Consider the following 19867-nt stretch of genomic DNA (forward strand, 5'->3'; position numbering starts at 1 on the left):
ACGGCGCCCCGCCCGGCTGTGAGGGCCGCCGGGGCCGCGCCGCCCGCACCCGGCGGGAAGCCGGGCCGCGCAAGCTCAGATCTTGCTCAACGATCGGATGATCGATGGCTGTACCAACGAGTCCGTCCCTAGGCTCGCGGGCATGCCCGACATCACCCTCTCCACCCTCGTCCTGCTGTGCCTGGCCGCGCTCGTCGCGGGCTGGATCGACGCCGTGGTCGGGGGAGGCGGGCTGCTGCTCCTGCCGGCGCTGCTCATCGGGCTGCCGAACGCCGCCTACCCCTACGTCGCCGGCACCAACAAAGCGGTCGCGATCGTCGGCACGACGGGTGCGGCGATCACCTACGTCCGCAGGACGAGGGTGCCGGTGTGGACGGCGGTACGGGTCGGGCTCGCGGCCCTCGCGGGTTCGACGGCCGGCGCGCTGTTCACGACCGCCGTCGACGAGGAGGTCCTGAGGCCGCTGATCATCGTGGTGCTCGTCGCGGTGGCGGCCTTCGTGATCCTGAAGCCCTCGTTCGGGGCGCGGGCGGAGGAGGACCGGGCGCCGCTCACCCGGGCCCGGATCGTCACCGCGATCGTCCTCGTCGGCGGCGGGATCGGCTTCTACGACGGCCTGTTCGGGCCCGGCACCGGCACCTTCCTGGTGCTCGCCCTGACCGCCGTGCTCCACCTCGACCTGGTGACGGCCTCCGCCACCGCGAAGATCGTCAACGTCTGCACCAACGCGGGCGCGCTCGTCACCTTCGCCCTCAGCGGCACCGTCTACTGGCAGCTGGCCGCCCTCATGGCCGCCTTCAACCTGACCGGCGGGATGGTCGGCGCCCGGATGGCGCTGAGCAAGGGCTCGGGGTTCGTCCGCGGGGTGCTGCTGGTCGTGGTGTTCTCGATGGTGGCGAAGCTGGGCTGGGACCAGTGGAGCTGAGGCGCGGACTCAGCGCACCCCGATGAGGTGCCCGAAGGCCACCACGTTCCCCTGGTAGCCGCCGCGCTTCGCCGAGAAGCCGCCGCCGCAGGTGATCACCCGGAGCTCGGCGCGGTCGGTGGCGCCGTACACCTTCTCGTCGGGGAAGGCGTCGTTGTCGTAGACCTCGACGGCGTCGACGGTGAAGACGGCCGTCTTCCCGTCCTCGCGGTCGATCTCGATCCGATGGCCCTTCTTCAGGGCGCCCAGCGTGTAGAAGACGGCCGGGCCGCCCGCGTTGTCGACGTGCCCGGCGACGATCGCGGTGCCCTTGGCGCCGGGCGTGACGCCGTCCGCGTACCAGCCGGCCAGATTGCGGTCCTCGGCCGGCGGCACCTCCAGGGAGCCGTTCGGCGCCAGACCGAGCCGGGTCATGGGGGCGTCCACGTCCGTCTCCGGGATGCGCAGCCGCACCGGCGGGGACGACGGCAGCGGGTCGGCGGCGGCGTCGGTGTGCACGCTGGGACCGGCGGCGAAGGCCTGGGCGGCGGACGGGACGGGCGGGGTGACGTCCTGCGAGCCGTTCTGGACGAGCCAGAGGCCGACGCAGGCGGCCACCGCGATGCCCCAGCCCTTGCTCCTGTTGCTCACGTCGGTTCCTCACGGGGAGTGGGGACGAGGGTTCCACACGGGGACGGGGGTTCCACACGGGGACGGGGACGGGCCCGCCCCCGGCCGGCCGTGCGGGGTCCGGGCGGGGGCGGGGAGTGGCGGTGTGCTCAGTGGCCCTGGGCGCCGCTCGCCCGGCGCCGCATGAGCCACACACCGCCGACGGCGGCCGCGGCCAGCACCGCCGCGCCCGCCGTGACCTGGGCGGTGTCGGGGCCGATGCTGCCGCCGACACCGGTCTTCACATGACCGCTGGGCTCCCGGTGCTTCACGGTCAGCTCGCCCCGGGCGGTCCGGCCGTTGTCACAGGCCACGCTGATCCAGTGGACGCCGGCCTTGGCGTGCTGGGGCACGGTGAACTGCCCGACCACGACCTCCTTGTGGGTGCTCGGGTTCAGCCGGAACTCCCCGGCGCCGAGCGAGTTCGCGTCCCCGATGCCGTGGCCGTCCTTGCCACAGGCCGTGGTGTTCACGGTGACGGTGGTGCCGTGGGAGGCGGTGGAGGGGTAGATCTCCAGCGTCTCGGGGCCGTGGTTGCCGTCGTTGTTCGCGTACGCGGCGGGCGCGGCGAACGCGCCGAGCGCGACGACCGTCAGCGCGGTTCCGGTGAGCAGGCGGGCAGTGGGACGCATGGTGGGGTTCCTCCGGGGCGCGTGGGCTGCGCGGTCGTTCGGTGCTTCCGTACGACCGAGGTAACGGCCCCGGCGCGCCCCGCGCCTGCTGATGGGCCATCAGGATTGCGCCGTTCGAGACGGCGCGTCGACTGGAATCAGGGTGTTTACGCAGGTCAGGGCGGGTTATGGGGTGTCAGGCGGCGTGTCGTGCCGAACGGGTGAGCCGGCTCCGTGAAGGGGGTGCCCCGGGCGCCGGTACGGGCCCGGACCGGCAGGGCCCCGTCGCGCGGAGGGGCGGGCCGCGGCCGGGCTACCCGACGGCCGTGATCTCCTCGCCCGGCACGGCCGCGTAAGCGTCGAGCACCCGCCCCATCAGCTCCCCGTCCACCGGGTACGCGACCCCGTCGACGCCCGTCACGGGCGCGATCGTGCGCGCGTTGGCGACGAACGCGGCCCGGAAGCCGGGCAGTTCGGCCAGGGGGACCGGTCGGCGGACCGACGGCAGCCGGGCCTCCAGGAGCGCCATGGTGACCCCGGCGAGCTGCGGGGCCGCCGGCCACACCAGCGAAGCGCCGTCCCAGAAGGCGATGTTGGAGACCGCCGCTTCCGCGACCTCGTCCGCAGGGGAGACGAGCAGCGCCTCGTCGAAGCCCGCCCGGCGGGCCGCGTCCCCGTGGTAGCGCTGCCCGAAGCCGCCCAGGTGCTTGAGGTGGGCCGCCGGGCGCAGATAGCCGACGGCCGTCAGCCGCTGCGGGGCGCCGGGCCCTTCGGGCGCCGCCTCGCGGACGGTGACCGCCACCCGGACCCGGGGCCCGCCCTCGTACACGTACACCCGCGCCGAGGAGTCCCGCCGCCCCGACGCCCCGACGGCCCGCGCGAGGAGGCCCCGGACCCGCTCCCCGGGCAGCGGCTCGCCGAACAGCTCGCGGGTGGCCCGGTCGAGGCGGTCGAGGTGGAGGCCGAGGCCCTTCACCCGGCCGTCGCGCACCTGCATCGCGGTGAAGTGGCCGTAGCCGCTCATCGCGGCGGCGAGGGCCCCGGGATCGGCGGCCGGGACGCCGTCGACCTCGATGTGCACGGCGGCGGGGGCGGGCGAAGTCGTCATGGGCCCACGGTAGTCGGAGTGACGGCCTCCGAATCGCCCGGAGAACCGCGCTTGACCTCAACCAAGCTTGAGGTACCACGATCATCCGCATGGACATCACCAACGCCGCCGCCCAGGCCGCCCCCCTCAAGCTCGCCCTCGTCATCGCCAGCGACCGCGCCGGCCGCTTCGCCCCCGTCATCGCCGACTGGTTCCGCGGCCGGGTCGCCGAGCGCACCGACTTCGAGCTCACCGTCCTCGACCTCGCCGAGGTCCGGCTCCCCACCTCCCTCTCCTACGACCCCGACCCCGCCGTCCGCGCCGAACTCGCCCGCGTCACCCCCGTCCTGGAGGACGCCGACGTCTACGTCGTCCTCACTCCCGAGTACAACCACTCCTTCCCGGCCTCCCTGAAGAACCTCATCGACCGCCACTACACCGAGTGGCGCGCCAAGCCCGTCGGCTTCGTCTCCTACGGCGGCATCTCCGGCGGCATCCGCGCCGTCGAGCAACTCCGCCAGGTCTACGCCGAGATGCACGCGGTCACCGTCCGCGACGGTGTCGTCCTGCCCAACGCCCACGGACAGTTCGACGAGGACGGCCGGTTCAAGGACCCGACCGGGCCCGACAACGGAGCCAAGCTCATGCTCGACCAGCTCGCCTGGTGGGGCCGCGCCCTCAAGGACGCCAAGGCCGTCCGGCCGTACGCCGCCTGAGGCGCCGTCAGGAACCCGCTGCGGGCTCCTCGCCGGGCGGCCGCCCCCCGCACCCCGCCCGGCTCGCGCCCCCCGGCGCCGTACCGGCTCCGTCGTCGCCCACCCGGCGTACGCCCGGCTGCGCGCGGCACGGTTCGCCCGTACGGTGAAGGGGTGATCGTCACCGTCCGCACCACCACCGACGCGCGCGGCAAGGCCGGCGCCCTGGCGCGCGGCGCCGTCGAGGCCCGGCTCGCCGCGTGCGCGCAGATCTCGGGGCCCGTCACCTCCGTCTACCACTGGCGGGGCGCGATCGAGACCACCGAGGAGTGGACGGTGGAGTTCAAGACCACCGAGGCCCGCTACCCGGCCCTTGAGGCGCACCTTCGCGCCGCCCACGACTACGAGACGCCCGAGATCCTCGCCGTCCGGGCGATCCGGGTGGCCGAGGGCTACGCCCGCTGGGTCGAGGAGGAGACCGCGGAGGGCGCGGGGGCGGAAGCCCCGGCCCCGGACGAGCGGCCCTTCTTCGTGTACGGGACGCTGCGCCCCGGCGGGTACAACCACGACCGGTTCCTCGCCGGGAGGATCGGCACCGAGACGGCCGCCGTACTGCCCGGGGCGGTCCTGCACGACGGACCCGGCGGCTATCCGTACGCCGTCCCCGCGGCCGGGGGCGAGGTGATCGGCTCGCTCCTCACGCCCTCGTCCGGCGACTACGGCGAACTGTTCGGCCTGCTCGACCGGCTGGAGCTGCCCGTCGGGTACGAGCGGGTGGCCATGGACGTCGTACGGGTCGCGGACGGGGCGCAGGTGTCCGCCTGGGTGTTCGTGGCGGCGCCGGACGCGCCGCTCGGCCCGGTCATCGAGGGCGGCGACTGGTTCAGCCGGCCGTAGCCCGCCCGTCGGCGACCGGCTCCAGACGGACCGCGCACACCTTGAACTCGGGCATCCGGGAGACCGGGTCGAGCGCCGGGTTCACCAGCGTGTTCGCTCTGCCCTCCCCGTACCAGTGGAAGGGCATGAAGACCGTGTCCGGCCGGATCGCGCCGGTGATCCGGGCCGGCGCCACCGCCCGCCCGCGCCGCGACACCACCGCGACCGGCTCGCCCTCCGCGACCCCGAGCCGCTCCGCGAGCCGCGGGTGCAGCTCCACGAACGGGCCGGGCGCGGCGGCGTTCAGCTCCGCCACCCGCCGGGTCTGCGCCCCGGACTGGTACTGCGAGACGACCCGCCCGGTGGTGAGCACCACCGGGTACTCGGCGTCGGTCTCCTCGGCCGCCTGCCGGTGCGTCACCGGCACGAACCGGGCCCGCCCGTCGGCCGTCGCGAACCGGTCGAGGAAGAGCCGGGGCGTGCCCGCGTGGCCCTCCCCGGGGCACGGCCAGAAGACGCCCTGCTCCTCCTCGATCCGCCGGTAGCTGATGCCGGAGTAGTCGGCGGGGCCGCCCGCGGAGGCCCGCCGCAGCTCCTCGAAGACCTCCTCCGGGTCGGTGGGGAAGCCCTTCTCCCAGCCGAGCAGTCCGGCGAGCGCGTGCAGCACCTCCAGGTCGGTGCGGACGCCGGGCGGCGGGGTGAGGGCGCGGCGGCGCAGCAGCACCCGCCCCTCCAGGTTGGTCATCGTGCCGGTCTCCTCGGCCCACTGGGTCACCGGCAGGACGACGTCGGCGAGCGCCGCGGTCTCGGAGAGGACGACGTCGGCGACGGCGAGGAAGTCGAGCGAGCGCAGCCGCTCCTCGACGTGGGCGGCGTGCGGGGCGGAGACCACCGGGTTGGAGCCCATGAGGAGCAGCGACCGCACCTCGCCGCCGAGCGCGTCGAGGAGTTCGTACGCGCTCCGCCCCGGCCCCGGCAGGGTCTCGGGAGCGACCCCCCACACGCCGGCGACGTGGGCGCGGGCGGCGGGGTCGTCGAGCTTGCGGTAGCCGGGCAGCTGGTCGGCCTTCTGGCCGTGCTCGCGGCCGCCCTGGCCGTTGCCCTGGCCGGTGAGGCAGCCGTAGCCGGAGAGCGGCCGGCCCGCCCGGCCGGTGGCGAGGCACAGGTTGATCCAGGCGCCGACGGTGTCGGTGCCCTTGGACTGCTGCTCCGGGCCGCGGGCGGTGAGCACCATGGAGTTCCCGGCGTCGCAGAACATCGCGACCGCCTCGCGCAGCCGCGGCACCGGGACGCCGGTGATCCGCTCGACGTGCTCGGGCCAGTGGGCCATCGCCCCGGCGCGGGCGGCCTCCCAGCCGGTGGTGCGCTCCGCGACGAACTCCTCGTCGACGCGGCCCTCGGCGACGACCAGGTGGAGCAGGCCGAGGGCGAGCGCGAGGTCGGTGCCGGGGCGGGGGGCGAGGTGGAGGTCGGCCTGCTCGGCGGTGCGGGTGCGGCGCGGATCGACGACGATCAGCTTCCCGCCGTTCTCCTTCAGCTCGGTGAGGTAGCGCAGCGCGGGCGGCATGGTCTCGGCCAGGTTGGAGCCGACGAGGATCACGCAGCCCGTCCGCGGGATGTCCTCCAGCGGGAAGGGAAGCCCCCGGTCGAGGCCGAAGGCCCGCTGGTGGGCGGCGGCCGCCGAGGACATGCAGAAGCGGCCGTTGTAGTCGATCTGCGAGGTGGCGAGGACGAGCCGGGCGAACTTGCCGAGCGTGTACGCCTTCTCGTTGGTGAGTCCGCCGCCGCCGAAGACCCCCACGGCATCGGGACCGTGGGCGGCGCGGGTCCGGCTCAGCCCCTCGGCGACGGCGGAGAGCGCCTCCTCCCAGGAGGCCGGTTCGAGCGCCCCGGAGTCAGGGCTGCGGACCAGGGGCTCGGTGAGCCTGACCCGGGAGGAGAGCACGGAGGGGGCGGTGCGGCCCTTGCCGCACAGGGCGCCCCGGTTGACGGGGAAGTCGGTCCGCTCGACCACCTCGGCGGGCAGCTCCGCCGTGCCGGTCGGGCGGAGCCTCATGCCGCACTGCAGCGAGCAGTAGGGGCAGTGGGTGGGGACCGCGGTGGCGTCGGACATGCCGTCAAGCGTGCGTCGGACGTGTTACGGGCAGGGGCGCGCCGTATTACGAGTGGGGTGCTCTCCGCTCAGGTCAGGGCGCCGGGTCGGGTGAGGCGGTGGCCGTACGTGCTCCGCCCGCCAGCGCCTCGGTGACGCCGGGCTCCTCCGGGCCGAGGAAGTGCGGGTCGGGGCGGACGGCCGCGTCGAGGGCGGCCTTGCCGGAGGCGAAGAGCTCCCGGACGGTGCCGTAGTACCAGGTGACGTCCCGCGGTTCGGCGACCCCGACGCCGTACGAGGAGACCCCGGCCCGCTCGCACAGGGCCACGGCCCGCTTGACGTGGAAGTCCTGGGTGACGAGGACCGCCCGGTCGACGCCGAAGATCTTCCGGGCCCGCACGCAGCTGTCCCAGGTGTCGAAGCCCGCGTAGTCGCTGACGACCTTCTCGTCGGGGACGCCCCGGTCGGCGAGGTAGGCGCGCATGGCGCTCGGCTCGTCGTACTCGGTCCTGCTGTTGTCGCCGGTGACGAGGAGGACCTTCACCTTGCCGGTGCGGTACAGCTCGGCGGCGGTGTCGAGCCGGTGCGCCAGGTACGGGGTCGGGCGCCCCTTCCGCAGGCCGGCGCCGAAGACCACGGCGACGTCCCGGGCGGGCACGTCGGCGGTCGTCCGCAGCCTCCCGGCGGCCGCGGTGTGCGTCCAGGTCGCGGGGGCGAGGGCGAGGACGGCGGCCGCCATCACGGCCTGGACGGCGCGGCGGCGGGCCCGGACGGTGCGGGGGAGCCGGACCTGCATCGGGGAGCCTCCGGGAGGGTTCGGGGACGGGCTGTCACCCCGTCCGACGCTCTCGGGAGCTCCGTGGTTCGGTGCCGGCCCGATCCGTGCCGTAGAGCACACCCGCCAGGGCCATGCCGCCCAGCATCCCGAGGAGCTGGGCGGCGGCGTAGGTGGGCACCGAGGCGGGGGCGATGCCGGTGAACGAGTCGGTCAGGGAACGGCCGACGGTGGCCGCCGGGTTGGCGAAGGAGCCGGAGGAGGTGAACCAGATCGCCGCGCCGATGTAGCCGGCGACCGCGACCGGGGCCAGCCGGGGGCGGCCGGTGTGCCGCAGGCCCCGGACGACGAGGACGAGCCCGGCGGTGGCGACCGTCTCGCCGAGCAGCAGGTGGAGCGCGGCGCGCGGTTCGGTGGACCAGGAGCCGGGGGCGCGGCCGAACATCGCCTCGGCGAGCAGCGCGCCGGCGACGGCGCCGGCCACCTGGGCGGTGACGTAGGCGAGGACCTCGCGGCCGTCCTGCTCGCGGTGGGTCCACCACTCGGAGAAGGTGACGACCGGGTTGAAGTGGGCGCCGGAGAGCGGCCCGAGGAGGGCGATGAGCAGACCGAGGCCGAGCGCGGAGGCGGCGGCGTTGGCGAGCAGCCGGACCCCGATGTCCTGGCTGAGGGAGTCGGCGCGGATGCCGGAGCCGACGATCACGGCGACGAGGGCGGCGGTGCCGGTGAACTCGGCGAGGACGCGCCGGGGGAGCGGCGCGGGGAACATTCTCATAACGGAAAAGATATTCCGTAATTCGGAACGAAAAAAGAGGGGAGGGGAGGGGCCGGAAGTCCGTACGATCCGTCGGTGATCGACAACGAGCTCCTGACCGCCGCCGTGCGGAACAACGCCGAGTGGTGCGCGGGCATGTGCCGGGCCCACGGCCTCGCCACCGCCACCGGCCCCCGGGCCTGGACCAGCCCCCGCCGCACCCCCCTCTACTACCCGGACGCCGTCTCCCTCACCGGGGACGCCACCGCCGCCGACGTCGTCACCGGCATCGACCGGACGGGGCCCGGCGCCTCCGTCAAGGACTCGTACGCCCGCCTCGACCTCGCCCCCGAGGGCTTCCGGCCGCTCTTCGACGCCACCTGGATCGGCCGCCCGGCGGGCGCCCCCGCGGGGCCCGCCACCGGGACGCGGGTCGAGACCGCCGAGGCCCTCGCCGCCTGGGCGCTGGCCTGGAGCGGCGGCGACGCCGAGGAGTCGGCCCTCTTCCGCCCGGCCCTCCTCGACGACCCGGCCGTCACCGTCCTCGCCGTCCCGGGCTCCGACGGCGGGCTCCTCGGCGGCGCCGTCCTCTCCACCGCCGCCGGCGTCACCGGCGTCTCCAACCTCTTCGCCGCCGACGGCACCGACCCCGCCGCCGTCTGGACCGCCGCCCTCGCCGCCGCCGACCCCGCCCTCCCCGTCGTCGGCTACGAGTCCGGCGACGACCTCGCCCCCGCGCTCGCCGCCGGATTCCACGAGCTCGGCCCGCTCCGCGTCTGGCTCGCCGCCTGACGGACCCGACCCCCACGCGCGCGTGCGCGGCCAGGTCCGACGGGCCCCGCCCCCACGCGCGCGTGCGGGGAACGGCCTGACAGCCGCCCCCACGCGCGCGTGAGCCCGTGGAAACACCCGCGTGCGGTCACGGAAAAGAGCCGTGACCGCCGCGCAACGGGCAGGCAACGTGCCCCCGGCAGGATCGGTCCATGACGGAGCCGGACAGCGCGTTCGCGGACGCCACCGCCCTGCTGGGGCGGATCGTGGAACAGCTCGGCCTCCAGCTCCGCCGGGTGCGCCCCTACGACGGCCCGGCGGGGAAACCCGAGCAGGAGGTACCCCGACCGTGCAGCACCCCCGCACCCCCGCAGCCGCCCCCGCCCCCGTCCTCGTCGCCGTCGGCCACGGCAGCCGCGACCCCCGCGCGCGTGCCGCCCTCGCCCGCCTCCTCGACCGGGTCCGCGAGCTGCGCCCCGGCCTCGACGTCCGCCTCGCCCACATCGAGCTGAACGCGCCGCTCCTCGCCGAGACGCTGGCCGCCGTCGCCGCCGAGGGCCGCCAGGCCGGCGGCGCCGTTCTCGTACCGCTCCTCCTGGCCCCCGGCCACCACGTCACCCACGACCTGCCCGCCGCCCTCGCCGCCGTACCGGAGCTGTCCGCCCGCCTCGCGGAGCCCCTCGGCCCGCACCCCCTCCTCGTCGAGGCGCTCGCCGACCGGCTGGCCGAGGCCGGCTGGACCCCCGCCGACGCGGCCTCCCCCGCCACCGGCGTCGTCCTCGCCTCCGCCGGCTCCCGAGACCCCCGCTCCGCCGCCACCCTCCGCCGGATCGCCACGGCCCTCGGCGAACGCCTCGGCGGCGACGGCGCGCCCGTCCCCGTCCTCGCCGCGTACGCCTCCGCCGCCGCCCCCACCGTCCCCGAGGCCGTCGCCGCGCTCACCGCCCGCGGCCGGCACCGGGTCGCCGTCGCCTCCTGCTTCACCGCCCCCGGCCTCTTCGCCGCCCGCGCCGCCGCCCACGCCCCCTGGATCGCCGCCGACCCGCTCGGCGCCCACCCCGCCCTCGCCCGCCTCGTCCTGCACCGCTACGACCGGGCCCGCGCCGGCCGCACCACCACCCCCTCGCGGGAACTCGCCGCCATCTGATCCCTTTTGTCGGTCCCTCCGGTTACCGTCGGAGGCATGGCAGGCTACGACGGCACCAGTGAGACCCCCGGGTACGACCCGACCGCCACCGAGCGCTGGGCGGCCGAGCCCGACAAGCGGCCCGGCCGCACCGCCTTCCAGCGCGACCGCGCCCGCGTGCTGCACTCCGCCGCCCTCCGGCGGCTCGCCGGGAAGACCCAGGTCGTCACCCCCGGCACCCGCGGTTACTCGTGGGACGCCAGCCCCCGCACCCGGCTCACCCACTCCCTCGAATGCGCCCAGGTCGGGCGCGAGCTCGGCGCCGCCCTCGGCTGCGACCCCGACCTCGTCGAAGCCGCCTGCCTCTCCCACGACATGGGCCACCCGCCCTTCGGGCACAACGGCGAACAGGCGCTCAACGACGTCGCCAAGGACTGCGGCGGCTTCGAGGGCAACGCCCAGTCGCTCCGCCTCCTCACCCGCATCGAGCCCAAGCGCTTCGTCCCGGGACCCGACGGCGAGCCCGTCTCCGTCGGCCTCAACCTCACCCGCGCCGCCCTCGACGCCGCCACCAAGTACCCCTGGCCGCGCGGCGGCCACCCCACCGACCCCGGCTCGCCCAAGTTCGGCGTCTACGAGGACGACCTGCCGGTCTTCGAGTGGGTCCGGCGCGGCACCCCCGAGCAGCGCAAGTGCTTCGAGGCCGAGGTCATGGACTGGTCCGACGACGTCGCCTACTCCGTCCACGACTTCGAGGACGGCCTGCACGCCGGCCACATCGACCCCAACCTGCTCTACGCCGAACCCGAGCGCGCCGACGTCTTCGCCGTCGCCATCGGCCGCTACGTCCCCGAGGACACCGACCCCGCCGAGCTCGCCGAAGCCCTCGACCGCCTCATCGACCAGGAGTGGTGGCCGCACGGCTACGACGGCTCCGCCACCGCCCAGGCCCGCCTCAAGGACGCCACCAGCCAGCTCATCGGCCGCTTCTGCCTCGCCGCCGAGGGCGCCACCCGGCAGGCGTACGGATCCGGACGCCTCACCCGCTACGGCGCCGAGCTCGTCGTCCCCCGCACCACGCGCAACGAGTGCGCCGTCCTCAAGGCCGTCGCCGACCGGTACGTGATGCAGCGCGCCGAACAGGAGGCGCTCCGCGCCGACCAGCGGATCGTCGTCGCCGAACTCGCCGAGGCGCTCGTCGCCCGCGCCCCCGACGGCCTCGAACCCCAGTTCCGGGCTCTCTTCGTCGCCGCGCCCGACGACCGTTCCCGCAAGCGGGTGATCGTCGACCAGATCGCCTCCCTCACCGACGCCACCGCCCGCGCCCTCCACGCCCGCCTGCGCGCCCCGCGCCCGTAGGGGCCGTTCGCCCTCTTCCGCCTTCCCGCGCGGTGCGGGACCCTCGCATGCGCGTCCCGAGGAGGTGCGATCAGGGCCGGGCCCGGGAGCGTAGCGTAGAGAACCGGTCGCAACGAGGAGGAATCAACGTGGTCGACGCAGATCTGACCTTCGTCATCGTCGGCGGGGGCCTGGCCGGCGCCAAGGCGGCGGAGACGCTCCGCGCGGAGGGCTTCAACGGCCGGGTGATCCTCATCGGCGACGAACGCGACCACCCCTACGAACGCCCCCCGCTCTCCAAGGACTACCTCCTCGGCAAGAAGGACCGCGACTCCGCCCTCGTCCACGAACCCGCCTGGTACGCCGCCCACGACGTCGAGCTCCACCTCGGCCAGGCCGTCACCGCCGTCGACCGGGACGCCCGCACCGTCCGCCTCGGCGACGGCACCGTCATCCGCTACGACAAGCTGCTCCTCGCCACCGGCGCCGAGCCCCGCCGCCTCGACCTCCCCGGCACCGACCTCGCCGGCGTCCACCACCTGCGCCGCCTCTCCCACTCCGAGCGGCTCCGCGACGAGCTCAAGGCCCTCGGCCGCGACAACGGCCACCTGGTCATCGCCGGCGCCGGCTGGATCGGCCTGGAGGTCGCCGCCGCCGCCCGTACGTACGGCGCCGAGGTCACCGTCGTCGAGGCCGACCCCACCCCGCTCCACCGCGTCCTCGGCCCCGAGCTCGGCCAGCTCTTCGCCGACCTCCACACCGAGCACGGCGTCCGCTTCCACTTCGGCGCCCGGCTCGCCGAGATCACCGGCCAGGACGGCATGGTCCTCGCCGTCCGCACCGACGACGGCGAGGAGCACCCCGCCCACGCCGTCCTCATCGCCATTGGCGCCGCCCCCCGCACCACCCTCGCCGAGAACGCGGGCCTCGCCCTCGTCGACCGCGCCGACGGCGGCGGCATCGCCGTCGACGCCTCCCTGCGCACCTCCGACCCCGACATCTACGCCGCCGGCGACGTCGCCGCCTTCGACCACCCCTTCCTCCACCACCGCATCCGCGTCGAGCACTGGGCCAACGCCCTCAACGGCGGCCCCGCCGCCGCCCGCGCCATGCTCGGCCAGACCGTCTCCTACGACCGGATCCCGTACTTCTTCACCGACCAGTACGACCTCGGCATGGAGTACTCCGGCTGGGCCCCGCCCGGCTCGTACGACCAGGTCGTGGTCCGCGGCGACACCGGCAAGCGCGAGTTCATCGCCTTCTGGCTCAAGGAGGGCCGGGTGATCGCCGGCATGAACGTGAACGTGTGGGACGTCACAGAGCCCGTCCAGAAGCTCATCCGCTCCCGCGCCCAGGTGGACACCGACGCCCTCGGCGACCCCTCCGTGCCCCTGGAGACCCTCGCCTGACAACGTAGACTTCCGGCGTGGCAGGCAGGATCAACGATGACGACGTGAAGGCGGTCCGGGACGCGATCCCGATCGACTCCGTGGTGTCCGAGTACCTCCAGCTCCGCAACGCCGGCGGCGGGAACCTCAAGGGGCTCTGCCCCTTCCACGACGAGAAGTCGCCCTCCTTCCAGGTCAGCCCCAGCAAGGGACTCTTCCACTGCTTCGGCTGCCAGGAGGGCGGCGACACCATCGCCTTCGTGATGAAGATCGACCACCTCTCCTTCTCGGAGACGGTCGAGCGCCTCGCCGCCAAGGCGGGCATCACCCTCCGCTACGAGGAGGGCGGCTACAACCCCGGCCACCAGCGCGGCGAACGCATCCGCCTGATCGAGGCCCACAAGATCGCCGCCGAGTACTACGCAGGACAACTCGCCTCCCCCGAGGCCGAGATCGGCCGCCGGTTCCTCGCCGAGCGCGGCTTCGACCAGGCCGCCGCCGAGCACTTCGGCGTCGGCTACTCCCCGGCCGGCTGGGACCACCTCACCCGCTACCTGCGCGGCAAGGGCTTCTCCGACAAGGAACTGATCGTCTCCGGCCTCTCCCAGGACGGCCGCCGCGGCCCCATCGACCGCTTCCGCGGCCGCCTCATGTGGCCCATCCGGGACGTCGGCGGCGAGATCGTCGGCTTCGGCGCCCGCCGCCTGCGCGAGGACGACACCGGCCCCAAGTACCTCAACACCCCCGAGACGCCGGTCTACAAGAAGTCCCAGGTCCTCTACGGCATCGACCTCGCCAAGAAGGAGATCGCCAAGACCAGCCGGGCCGTCGTCGTCGAGGGCTACACCGACGTCATGGCCTGCCACCTGGCCGGCGTCACCACCGCCATCGCCACCTGCGGCACCGCCTTCGGCGGCGAGCACATCAAGATCCTCCGCCGCCTCCTCATGGACAACGGCTCCGCCCGCGTCATCTTCACCTTCGACGGCGACGCCGCGGGCCAGAAGGCCGCCCTGCGCGCCTTCGAGGACGACCAGAAGTTCGCCGCCGAGACGTACATCGCCATCGCCCCCGACGGCATGGACCCCTGCGAACTGCGCCTCGCCAAGGGCGACGACGCCGTCGCCGACCTGGTCGAGCCCCGCACCCCGCTCTTCGAGTTCGCCCTCCGCCAGATCGTGAACCGCTACGACCTGGACACCCCGGCCGGCCGCGCCGCCGCCCTCGACGAGGCCGCCCCGATCGTCGCCAAGCTGAAGAACCTCTCCGTGCAGCACGGCGTCGCCGTCCAGCTCGCCGGCCTGGTCGGCATCCTCGACACCCAGTTCGTGGTCCGCCGGGTCTCCCAGATCGCCCAGTGGCAGCGCGGCAAGGGCGCCGACCGGCCCGCCGACCGGCGGCAGCAGCGCTCGTACGGGAACGTCCAGGCCCCCACCGCCCCCGCCGGGCCCGCCCTCAACCTGCGCAGCCCCGCCCACCGCACCGAGCGCGAACTCCTCAAGCTCGCCCTCCAGTACCCGGCCCTCGTCTCCCCGGCCTTCGACGCCTACGGCATCGACGAGTTCACCGCCCCGCCCTACGCCGCCGTCCGCCAGTGCATCCAGGACGCCGGCGGCGCCGACGGCGCCCCCTCCGACTACCTCGACGCCGTCCGCGCGGCCGCGCCCGACGACACCGTCCGCGCCCTCGTCACCGAACTCGCCGTCGAGACGGTCTTCGCCAAGACCGTCGACGAGGTGTACGCCGGAGCCCAGCTGGTCCAGGTCCGGCTCCGCGCCGTCGACCGGCGCATCCGCGACGTCCAGGGCACCCTCGCCCGGCTCGGCGACCACGGCGACCCCGCCCGGCTCGCCGCCGTGCAGAACGAGCTGTGGGTGCTCACCCAGTACGGCCAGGCCCTCCGCAACCACGGCGCCGCCGCCCTCTGACACGGGGTGACCCTCCGGTCTCAAAAAGTCACCGCAGACCCCTCGTGGCGGTGATGTGTCGTACCCCACACTGGGTGACGGTGCCGTTCCGCCCCTCCTGGAGGTCGCCCGTCGTGCAGACCGAGATCCAGACCACCGACCCGGACGACCAGGACGAACTCCCCGGGACACCGGAGGTCCCGGTCCTGCGGCGCCGCACCGGCGAAACCGGCGGCAACGGCCCCGCCGCCGACCTCTTCCGCCAGTACCTCCGCGAGATCGGCCGCATCCCCCTCCTCACCGCGGAGGAGGAGGTCGAACTCGCCCGCCGCGTCGAGGCCGGCCTCTTCGCCGAGGAGAAGCTCGCCCGCACCCCCGACCTCGACTCCCAGCTCGCGTACGACCTCGACCGGCTCGTCGTGCTCGGCCGGATCGCCAAACGGAGGCTGATCGAGGCCAACCTGCGGCTCGTCGTCTCCGTCGCCAAGCGGTACGTCGGCCGCGGCCTGACCATGCTCGACCTCGTCCAGGAGGGCAACCTCGGCCTCATCAGGGCCGTCGAGAAGTTCGACTACGCCCGCGGCTACAAGTTCTCCACCTACGCCACCTGGTGGATCCGGCAGGCGATGTCCCGGGCCCTCGCCGACCAGGCCCGCACCATCCGCGTCCCCGTCCACGTCGTCGAGCTCATCAACCGGGTCGTCCGCGTCCAGCGCCGCATGCTCCAGGAACGCGGTTACGAACCCACCCCCGAGGAGGTCGCCGCCCACCTCGACCTCACCCCCGAACGGGTCGTCGACGTCCTCCGGCTCGCCCAGGAACCCGTCTCCCTGCACACCCCCGTCGGCGAGGAGGAGGACGTCGACCTCGGCGACCTCATCGAGGACGGCGACGCCGCCTCACCCGTCGAGTCCGCCGCCTTCCTCCTGCTCCGCCGCCACCTGGAAGACGTCCTCTCCACCCTCGGCGAACGCGAACGCAAGGTCGTCCAGCTCCGCTACGGCCTCGACGACGGCCGCCCCCGCACCCTGGAGGAGATAGGGCAGATCTTCGGCGTCACCCGCGAACGCATCCGCCAGATCGAGTCCAAGACCCTCGGTAAACTCCGCGACCACACCTACGCCGACCAGCTCCGCGGCTACCTCGACTGACGTACGCGAAGGGCCCGCGCCGCACCCGGCACGGGCCCCTCCACGGCGGACGGCCGGTCAGTCGACCTCGGCGACCGCCTCCGCGAACTGCGCCGCGTACAGCCGGGCGTAGGCCCCGCCCGCGGCCAGTAGCTCCTCGTGCGTGCCCTGCTCCACGATCGAGCCGTTCTCCATCACCAGGATCACGTCCGCGTCCCGGATGGTGGAGAGCCGGTGCGCGATCACGAAGGAGGTACGGCCCTGGGAGAGGCGGGCCATCGCCTTCTGGATCAGCACCTCGGTACGGGTGTCCACCGAGCTCGTCGCCTCGTCGAGGACCAGGATCACCGGGTCCGACAGGAACGCCCGGGCGATGGTGATCAGCTGCTTCTCGCCCGCGCTGACGCCCGTGCCCTCGTCGTCGACGACCGTGTCGTAGCCGTCCGGCAGGGTCCTGACGAACCGGTCGGCGTGGGCCGCCCGCGCGGCCTCCTCGACCTCCGCCCGGGTCACCTCGCGGGTGGCGCCGTACGCGATGTTGTCGGCGATCGTCCCGCCGAACAGCCAGGTGTCCTGGAGGACCATGCCGATCCCGGCCCGCAGCTCCTCCCGGGACATCGACGCGATGTCCGTGCCGTCCAGCGTGATCCGCCCGCCCGTCACCTCGTAGAACCGCATGAGGAGGTTGACGAGGGTGGTCTTGCCGGCGCCCGTCGGGCCGACGATCGCGACCGTCTGGCCCGGCTCCACGGCGAGCGACAGGTCCTCGATGAGCGGCTTGTCGGCCTCGTAGCGGAAGGAGACGTGCTCCAGGGCGACCTTCCCCTTGAAGTCCCGCGGATGCTCGGAGACCGGCGCGTCCGGCTCCTGCTCCTCGGCGTCGAGCAGCTCGAAGATCCGCTCCGCCGAGGCGACGCCCGACTGCACCAGGTTCGCCATCGACGCCACCTGCGTCAGCGGCATCGAGAACTGGCGCGAGTACTGGATGAAGGCCTGCACGTCACCGATGGAGAGCGTGCCGCTCGCCACCCGCAGACCGCCGACCACGGCCACGAGCACGTAGTTGATGTTCGAGACGAAGAACATCACCGGCTGCATCATGCCGCTGTTGAACTGGGCCTTGAAACCGGCCTCGTACAGCGCCTCGTTCTGCTCCCGGAAGTCCCGCGCGGCCTCCTCCTGCCGCCCGAAGACCTTCACCAGCGTGTGCCCGGTGTACATCTCCTCCACGTGCGCGTTGAGCGTGCCCGTCGACTTCCACTGCTGCACGAAGTGCGGCTGCGAACGCTTGCCGATCCGCGCCGCGACCACCACCGACACCGGCACCGTCACCAGGGCGACCAGCGCGAGCAGCGGCGAGATCCAGAACATCATCGCGAGCACGCCGACGATCGTCAGGAGCGAGTTGACGAGCTGGCCCATCGACTGCTGGAGGGTCTGCCCGATGTTGTCGAGGTCGTTGGTGGCCCGGGACAGCACCTCGCCGCGCTTCGCCTTGTCGAAGTACGACAGCGGCAGCCGCGCCAGCTTGGTCTGGACGTCCTCCCGCATCCGGTACACGGTCCGGTTGATCACCCGGATCGACATCCGGGTGGCGACCAGCATCAGCAGGCCCGCCGCCACGTACACCGCGAGCGCGAACAGCAGCACCTCGCCGACCGCGCCGAAGTCGATGCCCTTCCCGGGCGTGAAGTCGACCCCGGACAGCATGTCGGCCATGCCGCCGTCGCCGTCCGCCCGCAGTTTCGCCAGGGCCTGCGCCTTCGTCACGCCCTCGGGCATCTGCCGCCCGACCACGCCCGCGAAGATCAGGTCGGTCGCCCGGCCGAGCACCTTGGGGCCGACCACCGCGCCCGCCACCGACAGCACACCGGCGGCCAGCATCACCCAGAGCGCCGTCCGCTCCGGCGCCAGCTGCTTCAGCAGCCGCTTGCCCGAGCCCTTGAAGTCCATCGACCGGTCGCCAGGGGCGCCACCGGCCATCATGCGTCCGCCAGGACCGGCCATCAGGCTGCCTCCGCCTCGGTCAGCTGGGAGAGCACGATCTCCCGGTACGTCTCGTTCTCCGCCATCAGCTCGTGGTGGCGCCCGGTACCGACGACCCGGCCCTCGTCGAGGACCACGATCCGGTCGGCGTCCCGGATGGTCGACACCCGCTGGGCCACGATCACCACGGTCGCGTCCGCCGTCTCCGCCGAGAGCGCCGCCCGCAGCCGGGCGTCCGTCTCGTAGTCGAGCGCGGAGAACGAGTCGTCGAAGAGGTAGATCTCCGGCCGCTGGACCAGCGTCCGCGCGATCGCGAGCCGCTGCCGCTGCCCGCCGGACACGTTGGTGCCGCCCTGCGCGACCGGCGCGTCCAGACCGCGTTCGAGACCTCGTACGAAGTCGGCGGCCTGGGCCACCTCCAGGGCGTGCCACAGCTCCTCGTCGCTCGCGTCCGGCTTCCCGTACCGCAGGTTCGACGCCACCGTCCCCGAGAAGAGGTACGGCTTCTGCGGCACGAGCCCGACCGTCCGCGCCATCAGCGCCGGGTCCAGGCTCCGCACGTCCACCCCGTCGACCAGGACCTCGCCGCCGGTCACGTCGAACAGCCGCGGCACCAGGCCGAGCAGCGTCGACTTGCCGGAGCCGGTCGAGCCGATGATCGCGGTGGTCTCACCGGGCCGCGCCACCAGCTCCACGTCCCTGAGCACCGACTCCTCCGCGCCCGGGTAACGGAAGTCCGCGCTCCTGACCTCCAGATGCCCGCGCCGGTCCAGCGTCGTCACCGGCTCGGCCGGCGGCACCACGCTCGACGAGGTCGCGAGGACCTCCTCGATGCGCTCGGCGCACACCTCGGCGCGCGGCACCATCATGAACATGAAGGTGGCCATCATGACCGCCATCACGATCTGCAGCAGATAGGCGAGGAAGGCGGTCAGCGCGCCGATCTCCATCCCGCCGGCGGCGATGCGGTGCGCGCCGAACCAGACCACGGCCACGCTGGAGACGTTCACGACCGTCATCACCGTCGGGAACATCAGCGCCATCAGCCGGCCCGTCGACATCGACACGTCGGTCAGCTCGCCGTTGGCGCCGCGGAAACGCTCCTCCTCGTACCCGTCCTTCACGAAGGCGCGGATCACCCGGTTGCCGGTGATCTGCTCGCGCAGCACCCGGTTCACCGTGTCGAGCCGCTCCTGCATGGTCCGGAACAGCGGCCGCATCCTCCGCACGATCAGCGACACCGAGACGCCGAGCACCGGCACCACGGCGAGCAGCACGCCGGAGAGCGGCACGTCCTGGCCGAGGGCCATCACGATGCCGCCGACACACATGATGGGCGCGGCGACCATCAGGGTGAACGCCATCAGGACCAGCATCTGGACCTGCTGGACGTCATTGGTCGTCCGGGTGATCAGCGAGGGCGCGCCGAACTGCCCGAGCTCGCGCGCCGAGAAGGACTGCACCCGCTCGTAGACGGCGCCGCGCACGTCGCGGCCGAGCGCGGCGGCGGTCCGCGCGCCGTAGTACACGGCCCCGATGTTGCACAGCACCTGGACCACGGAGACGCCGATCATCAGCGCGCCGAACCGCAGGATGTAGCCGGTGTCCCCCTCGACCACGCCGTCGTCGATGATGTCGGCGTTCAGGGTCGGCAGGTAGAGGCTCGCGCAGGTCGCCAGGAACTGGAGCAGGACGAGCAGCGCGATGGGTTTTCGATAGGGGCGCAGATGGGTTCGGAGAAGTCTTATGAGCACGGTT

Annotated in this window: 17 protein-coding genes; 9 read left to right on the forward strand and 8 right to left on the reverse strand. The window is 73.7% G+C overall.

The genetic code is table 11. The features are described 5' to 3' along the window. Positions 1–142: 142 nt before the first annotated feature. A complete protein-coding gene (locus QK442_RS19015; protein ID WP_282695160.1) occupies positions 143–925 on the forward strand; it encodes a TSUP family transporter in 783 nt (260 codons plus the stop codon). 9 nt (positions 926–934) lie between these two features. On the opposite strand, the gene QK442_RS19020 is transcribed toward QK442_RS19015, so the two are convergent. The 3 genes from QK442_RS19020 to QK442_RS19030 form a co-directional block, all read right to left on the reverse strand. Continuing rightward, positions 935–1555, reverse strand: coding sequence for a class F sortase (locus QK442_RS19020; protein ID WP_282695161.1), 621 nt, complete (start codon positions 1553–1555; stop codon positions 935–937). Between the two features lie 128 nt (positions 1556–1683). Beyond that, the gene (locus tag QK442_RS19025) at positions 1684–2205 is read right to left on the reverse strand and encodes a hypothetical protein (RefSeq protein WP_282695162.1); all 522 of its coding nucleotides are present in this window, start codon (positions 2203–2205) and stop codon (positions 1684–1686) included. 292 nt (positions 2206–2497) lie between these two features. Then, complete coding sequence (locus QK442_RS19030; protein WP_282695163.1) at positions 2498–3292, reverse strand: aminotransferase class IV; 795 nt, start codon at positions 3290–3292, stop codon at positions 2498–2500. An 89-nt stretch (positions 3293–3381) separates the two neighbouring features. Here QK442_RS19030 and QK442_RS19035 point away from each other — a divergent pair, with 89 nt between their 5' ends. Together QK442_RS19035 and cutA are read left to right on the forward strand one after the other, a co-directional pair. Then, positions 3382–3987: an NAD(P)H-dependent oxidoreductase gene (locus tag QK442_RS19035; RefSeq protein ID WP_282695164.1), complete on the forward strand. Its 606-nt coding sequence runs from the start codon at positions 3382–3384 to the stop codon at positions 3985–3987. Positions 3988–4140: 153 nt separating this feature from the next. Then, positions 4141–4863, forward strand: a complete 723-nt coding sequence (cutA, locus tag QK442_RS36360) for a divalent cation tolerance protein CutA (RefSeq protein WP_349239661.1) — start codon at positions 4141–4143, stop codon at positions 4861–4863. Here the strand turns inward: cutA and QK442_RS19050 are convergent. The 3 genes from QK442_RS19050 to QK442_RS19060 all read right to left on the reverse strand — a co-directional run bounded on the left by QK442_RS19050 (position 4850) and on the right by QK442_RS19060 (position 8484). After that, entirely contained in the window at positions 4850–6955 is a 2106-nt protein-coding gene (locus QK442_RS19050) for a molybdopterin oxidoreductase family protein (protein WP_282695165.1), read from the reverse strand. The genes cutA and QK442_RS19050 overlap by 14 nt on opposite strands. A 73-nt stretch (positions 6956–7028) precedes the next feature. Beyond that, complete coding sequence (locus QK442_RS19055) at positions 7029–7730, reverse strand: ElyC/SanA/YdcF family protein (protein WP_282695166.1); 702 nt, start codon at positions 7728–7730, stop codon at positions 7029–7031. A gap of 34 nt (positions 7731–7764) precedes the next feature. Continuing rightward, positions 7765–8484 carry an aquaporin gene (locus QK442_RS19060; RefSeq protein ID WP_282695167.1) on the reverse strand — a complete coding sequence of 240 codons (720 nt, stop codon included), beginning with the start codon at positions 8482–8484 and terminating at the stop codon, positions 7765–7767. 75 nt (positions 8485–8559) lie between these two features. On the opposite strand from QK442_RS19060, the gene QK442_RS19065 reads away from it, so the two are divergent. The 6 genes from QK442_RS19065 to QK442_RS19090 all read left to right on the forward strand — a co-directional run bounded on the left by QK442_RS19065 (position 8560) and on the right by QK442_RS19090 (position 16144). Then, positions 8560–9255 carry a hypothetical protein gene (locus tag QK442_RS19065; RefSeq protein WP_349239662.1) on the forward strand — a complete coding sequence of 232 codons (696 nt, stop codon included), beginning with the start codon at positions 8560–8562 and terminating at the stop codon, positions 9253–9255. Between the two features lie 328 nt (positions 9256–9583). Continuing rightward, a complete protein-coding gene (locus QK442_RS19070; RefSeq protein WP_282695168.1) occupies positions 9584–10381 on the forward strand; it encodes a sirohydrochlorin chelatase in 798 nt (265 codons plus the stop codon). 36 nt (positions 10382–10417) lie between these two features. Next, entirely contained in the window at positions 10418–11719 is a 1302-nt protein-coding gene (locus tag QK442_RS19075) for a deoxyguanosinetriphosphate triphosphohydrolase (RefSeq protein WP_282695169.1), read from the forward strand. Positions 11720–11847: 128 nt separating this feature from the next. Further along, positions 11848–13107, forward strand: a complete 1260-nt coding sequence (locus tag QK442_RS19080; protein ID WP_282695170.1) for an FAD-dependent oxidoreductase — start codon at positions 11848–11850, stop codon at positions 13105–13107. A gap of 17 nt (positions 13108–13124) precedes the next feature. Further along, positions 13125–15014 (forward strand): DNA primase, encoded by a 1890-nt coding sequence (gene dnaG, locus QK442_RS19085; RefSeq protein ID WP_282695171.1) that lies wholly within the window; start codon positions 13125–13127, stop codon positions 15012–15014. Positions 15015–15127: 113 nt separating this feature from the next. Continuing rightward, positions 15128–16144: an RNA polymerase sigma factor gene (locus QK442_RS19090; RefSeq protein WP_282695172.1), complete on the forward strand. Its 1017-nt coding sequence runs from the start codon at positions 15128–15130 to the stop codon at positions 16142–16144. 57 nt (positions 16145–16201) lie between these two features. On the opposite strand, the gene QK442_RS19095 is transcribed toward QK442_RS19090, so the two are convergent. Together QK442_RS19095 and QK442_RS19100 are read right to left on the reverse strand one after the other, a co-directional pair. Then, on the reverse strand, positions 16202–18130 hold the full coding sequence (locus QK442_RS19095; protein WP_282695173.1) for an ABC transporter ATP-binding protein: 1929 nt from the start codon (positions 18128–18130) through the stop codon (positions 16202–16204). Continuing rightward, positions 18130–19863: an ABC transporter ATP-binding protein gene (locus tag QK442_RS19100; protein ID WP_282695174.1), complete on the reverse strand. Its 1734-nt coding sequence runs from the start codon at positions 19861–19863 to the stop codon at positions 18130–18132. The genes QK442_RS19095 and QK442_RS19100 overlap by 1 nt, the downstream gene beginning before the upstream one ends. Positions 19864–19867: the final 4 nt, after the last annotated feature.

Source organism: Streptomyces sp. CC208A (assembly GCF_030010625.1).
GTDB lineage: Bacteria > Actinomycetota > Actinomycetes > Streptomycetales > Streptomycetaceae > Streptomyces.

Coding starts and splice junctions, on each gene's coding strand:
- QK442_RS19075 (WP_282695169.1), top strand. CDS start 10,418: ATGGCAGGCTACGACGGCACCAGTGAGACCCCCGGGTACGACCCGACC.
- QK442_RS19015 (WP_282695160.1), top strand. CDS start 143: ATGCCCGACATCACCCTCTCCACCCTCGTCCTGCTGTGCCTGGCCGCG.
- QK442_RS19035 (WP_282695164.1), top strand. CDS start 3,382: ATGGACATCACCAACGCCGCCGCCCAGGCCGCCCCCCTCAAGCTCGCC.
- QK442_RS19050 (WP_282695165.1), bottom strand. CDS start 6,955: ATGTCCGACGCCACCGCGGTCCCCACCCACTGCCCCTACTGCTCGCTG.
- QK442_RS19095 (WP_282695173.1), bottom strand. CDS start 18,130: ATGGCCGGTCCTGGCGGACGCATGATGGCCGGTGGCGCCCCTGGCGAC.
- QK442_RS19060 (WP_282695167.1), bottom strand. CDS start 8,484: ATGAGAATGTTCCCCGCGCCGCTCCCCCGGCGCGTCCTCGCCGAGTTC.
- QK442_RS19025 (WP_282695162.1), bottom strand. CDS start 2,205: ATGCGTCCCACTGCCCGCCTGCTCACCGGAACCGCGCTGACGGTCGTC.
- QK442_RS19055 (WP_282695166.1), bottom strand. CDS start 7,730: ATGCAGGTCCGGCTCCCCCGCACCGTCCGGGCCCGCCGCCGCGCCGTC.
- QK442_RS19030 (WP_282695163.1), bottom strand. CDS start 3,292: ATGACGACTTCGCCCGCCCCCGCCGCCGTGCACATCGAGGTCGACGGC.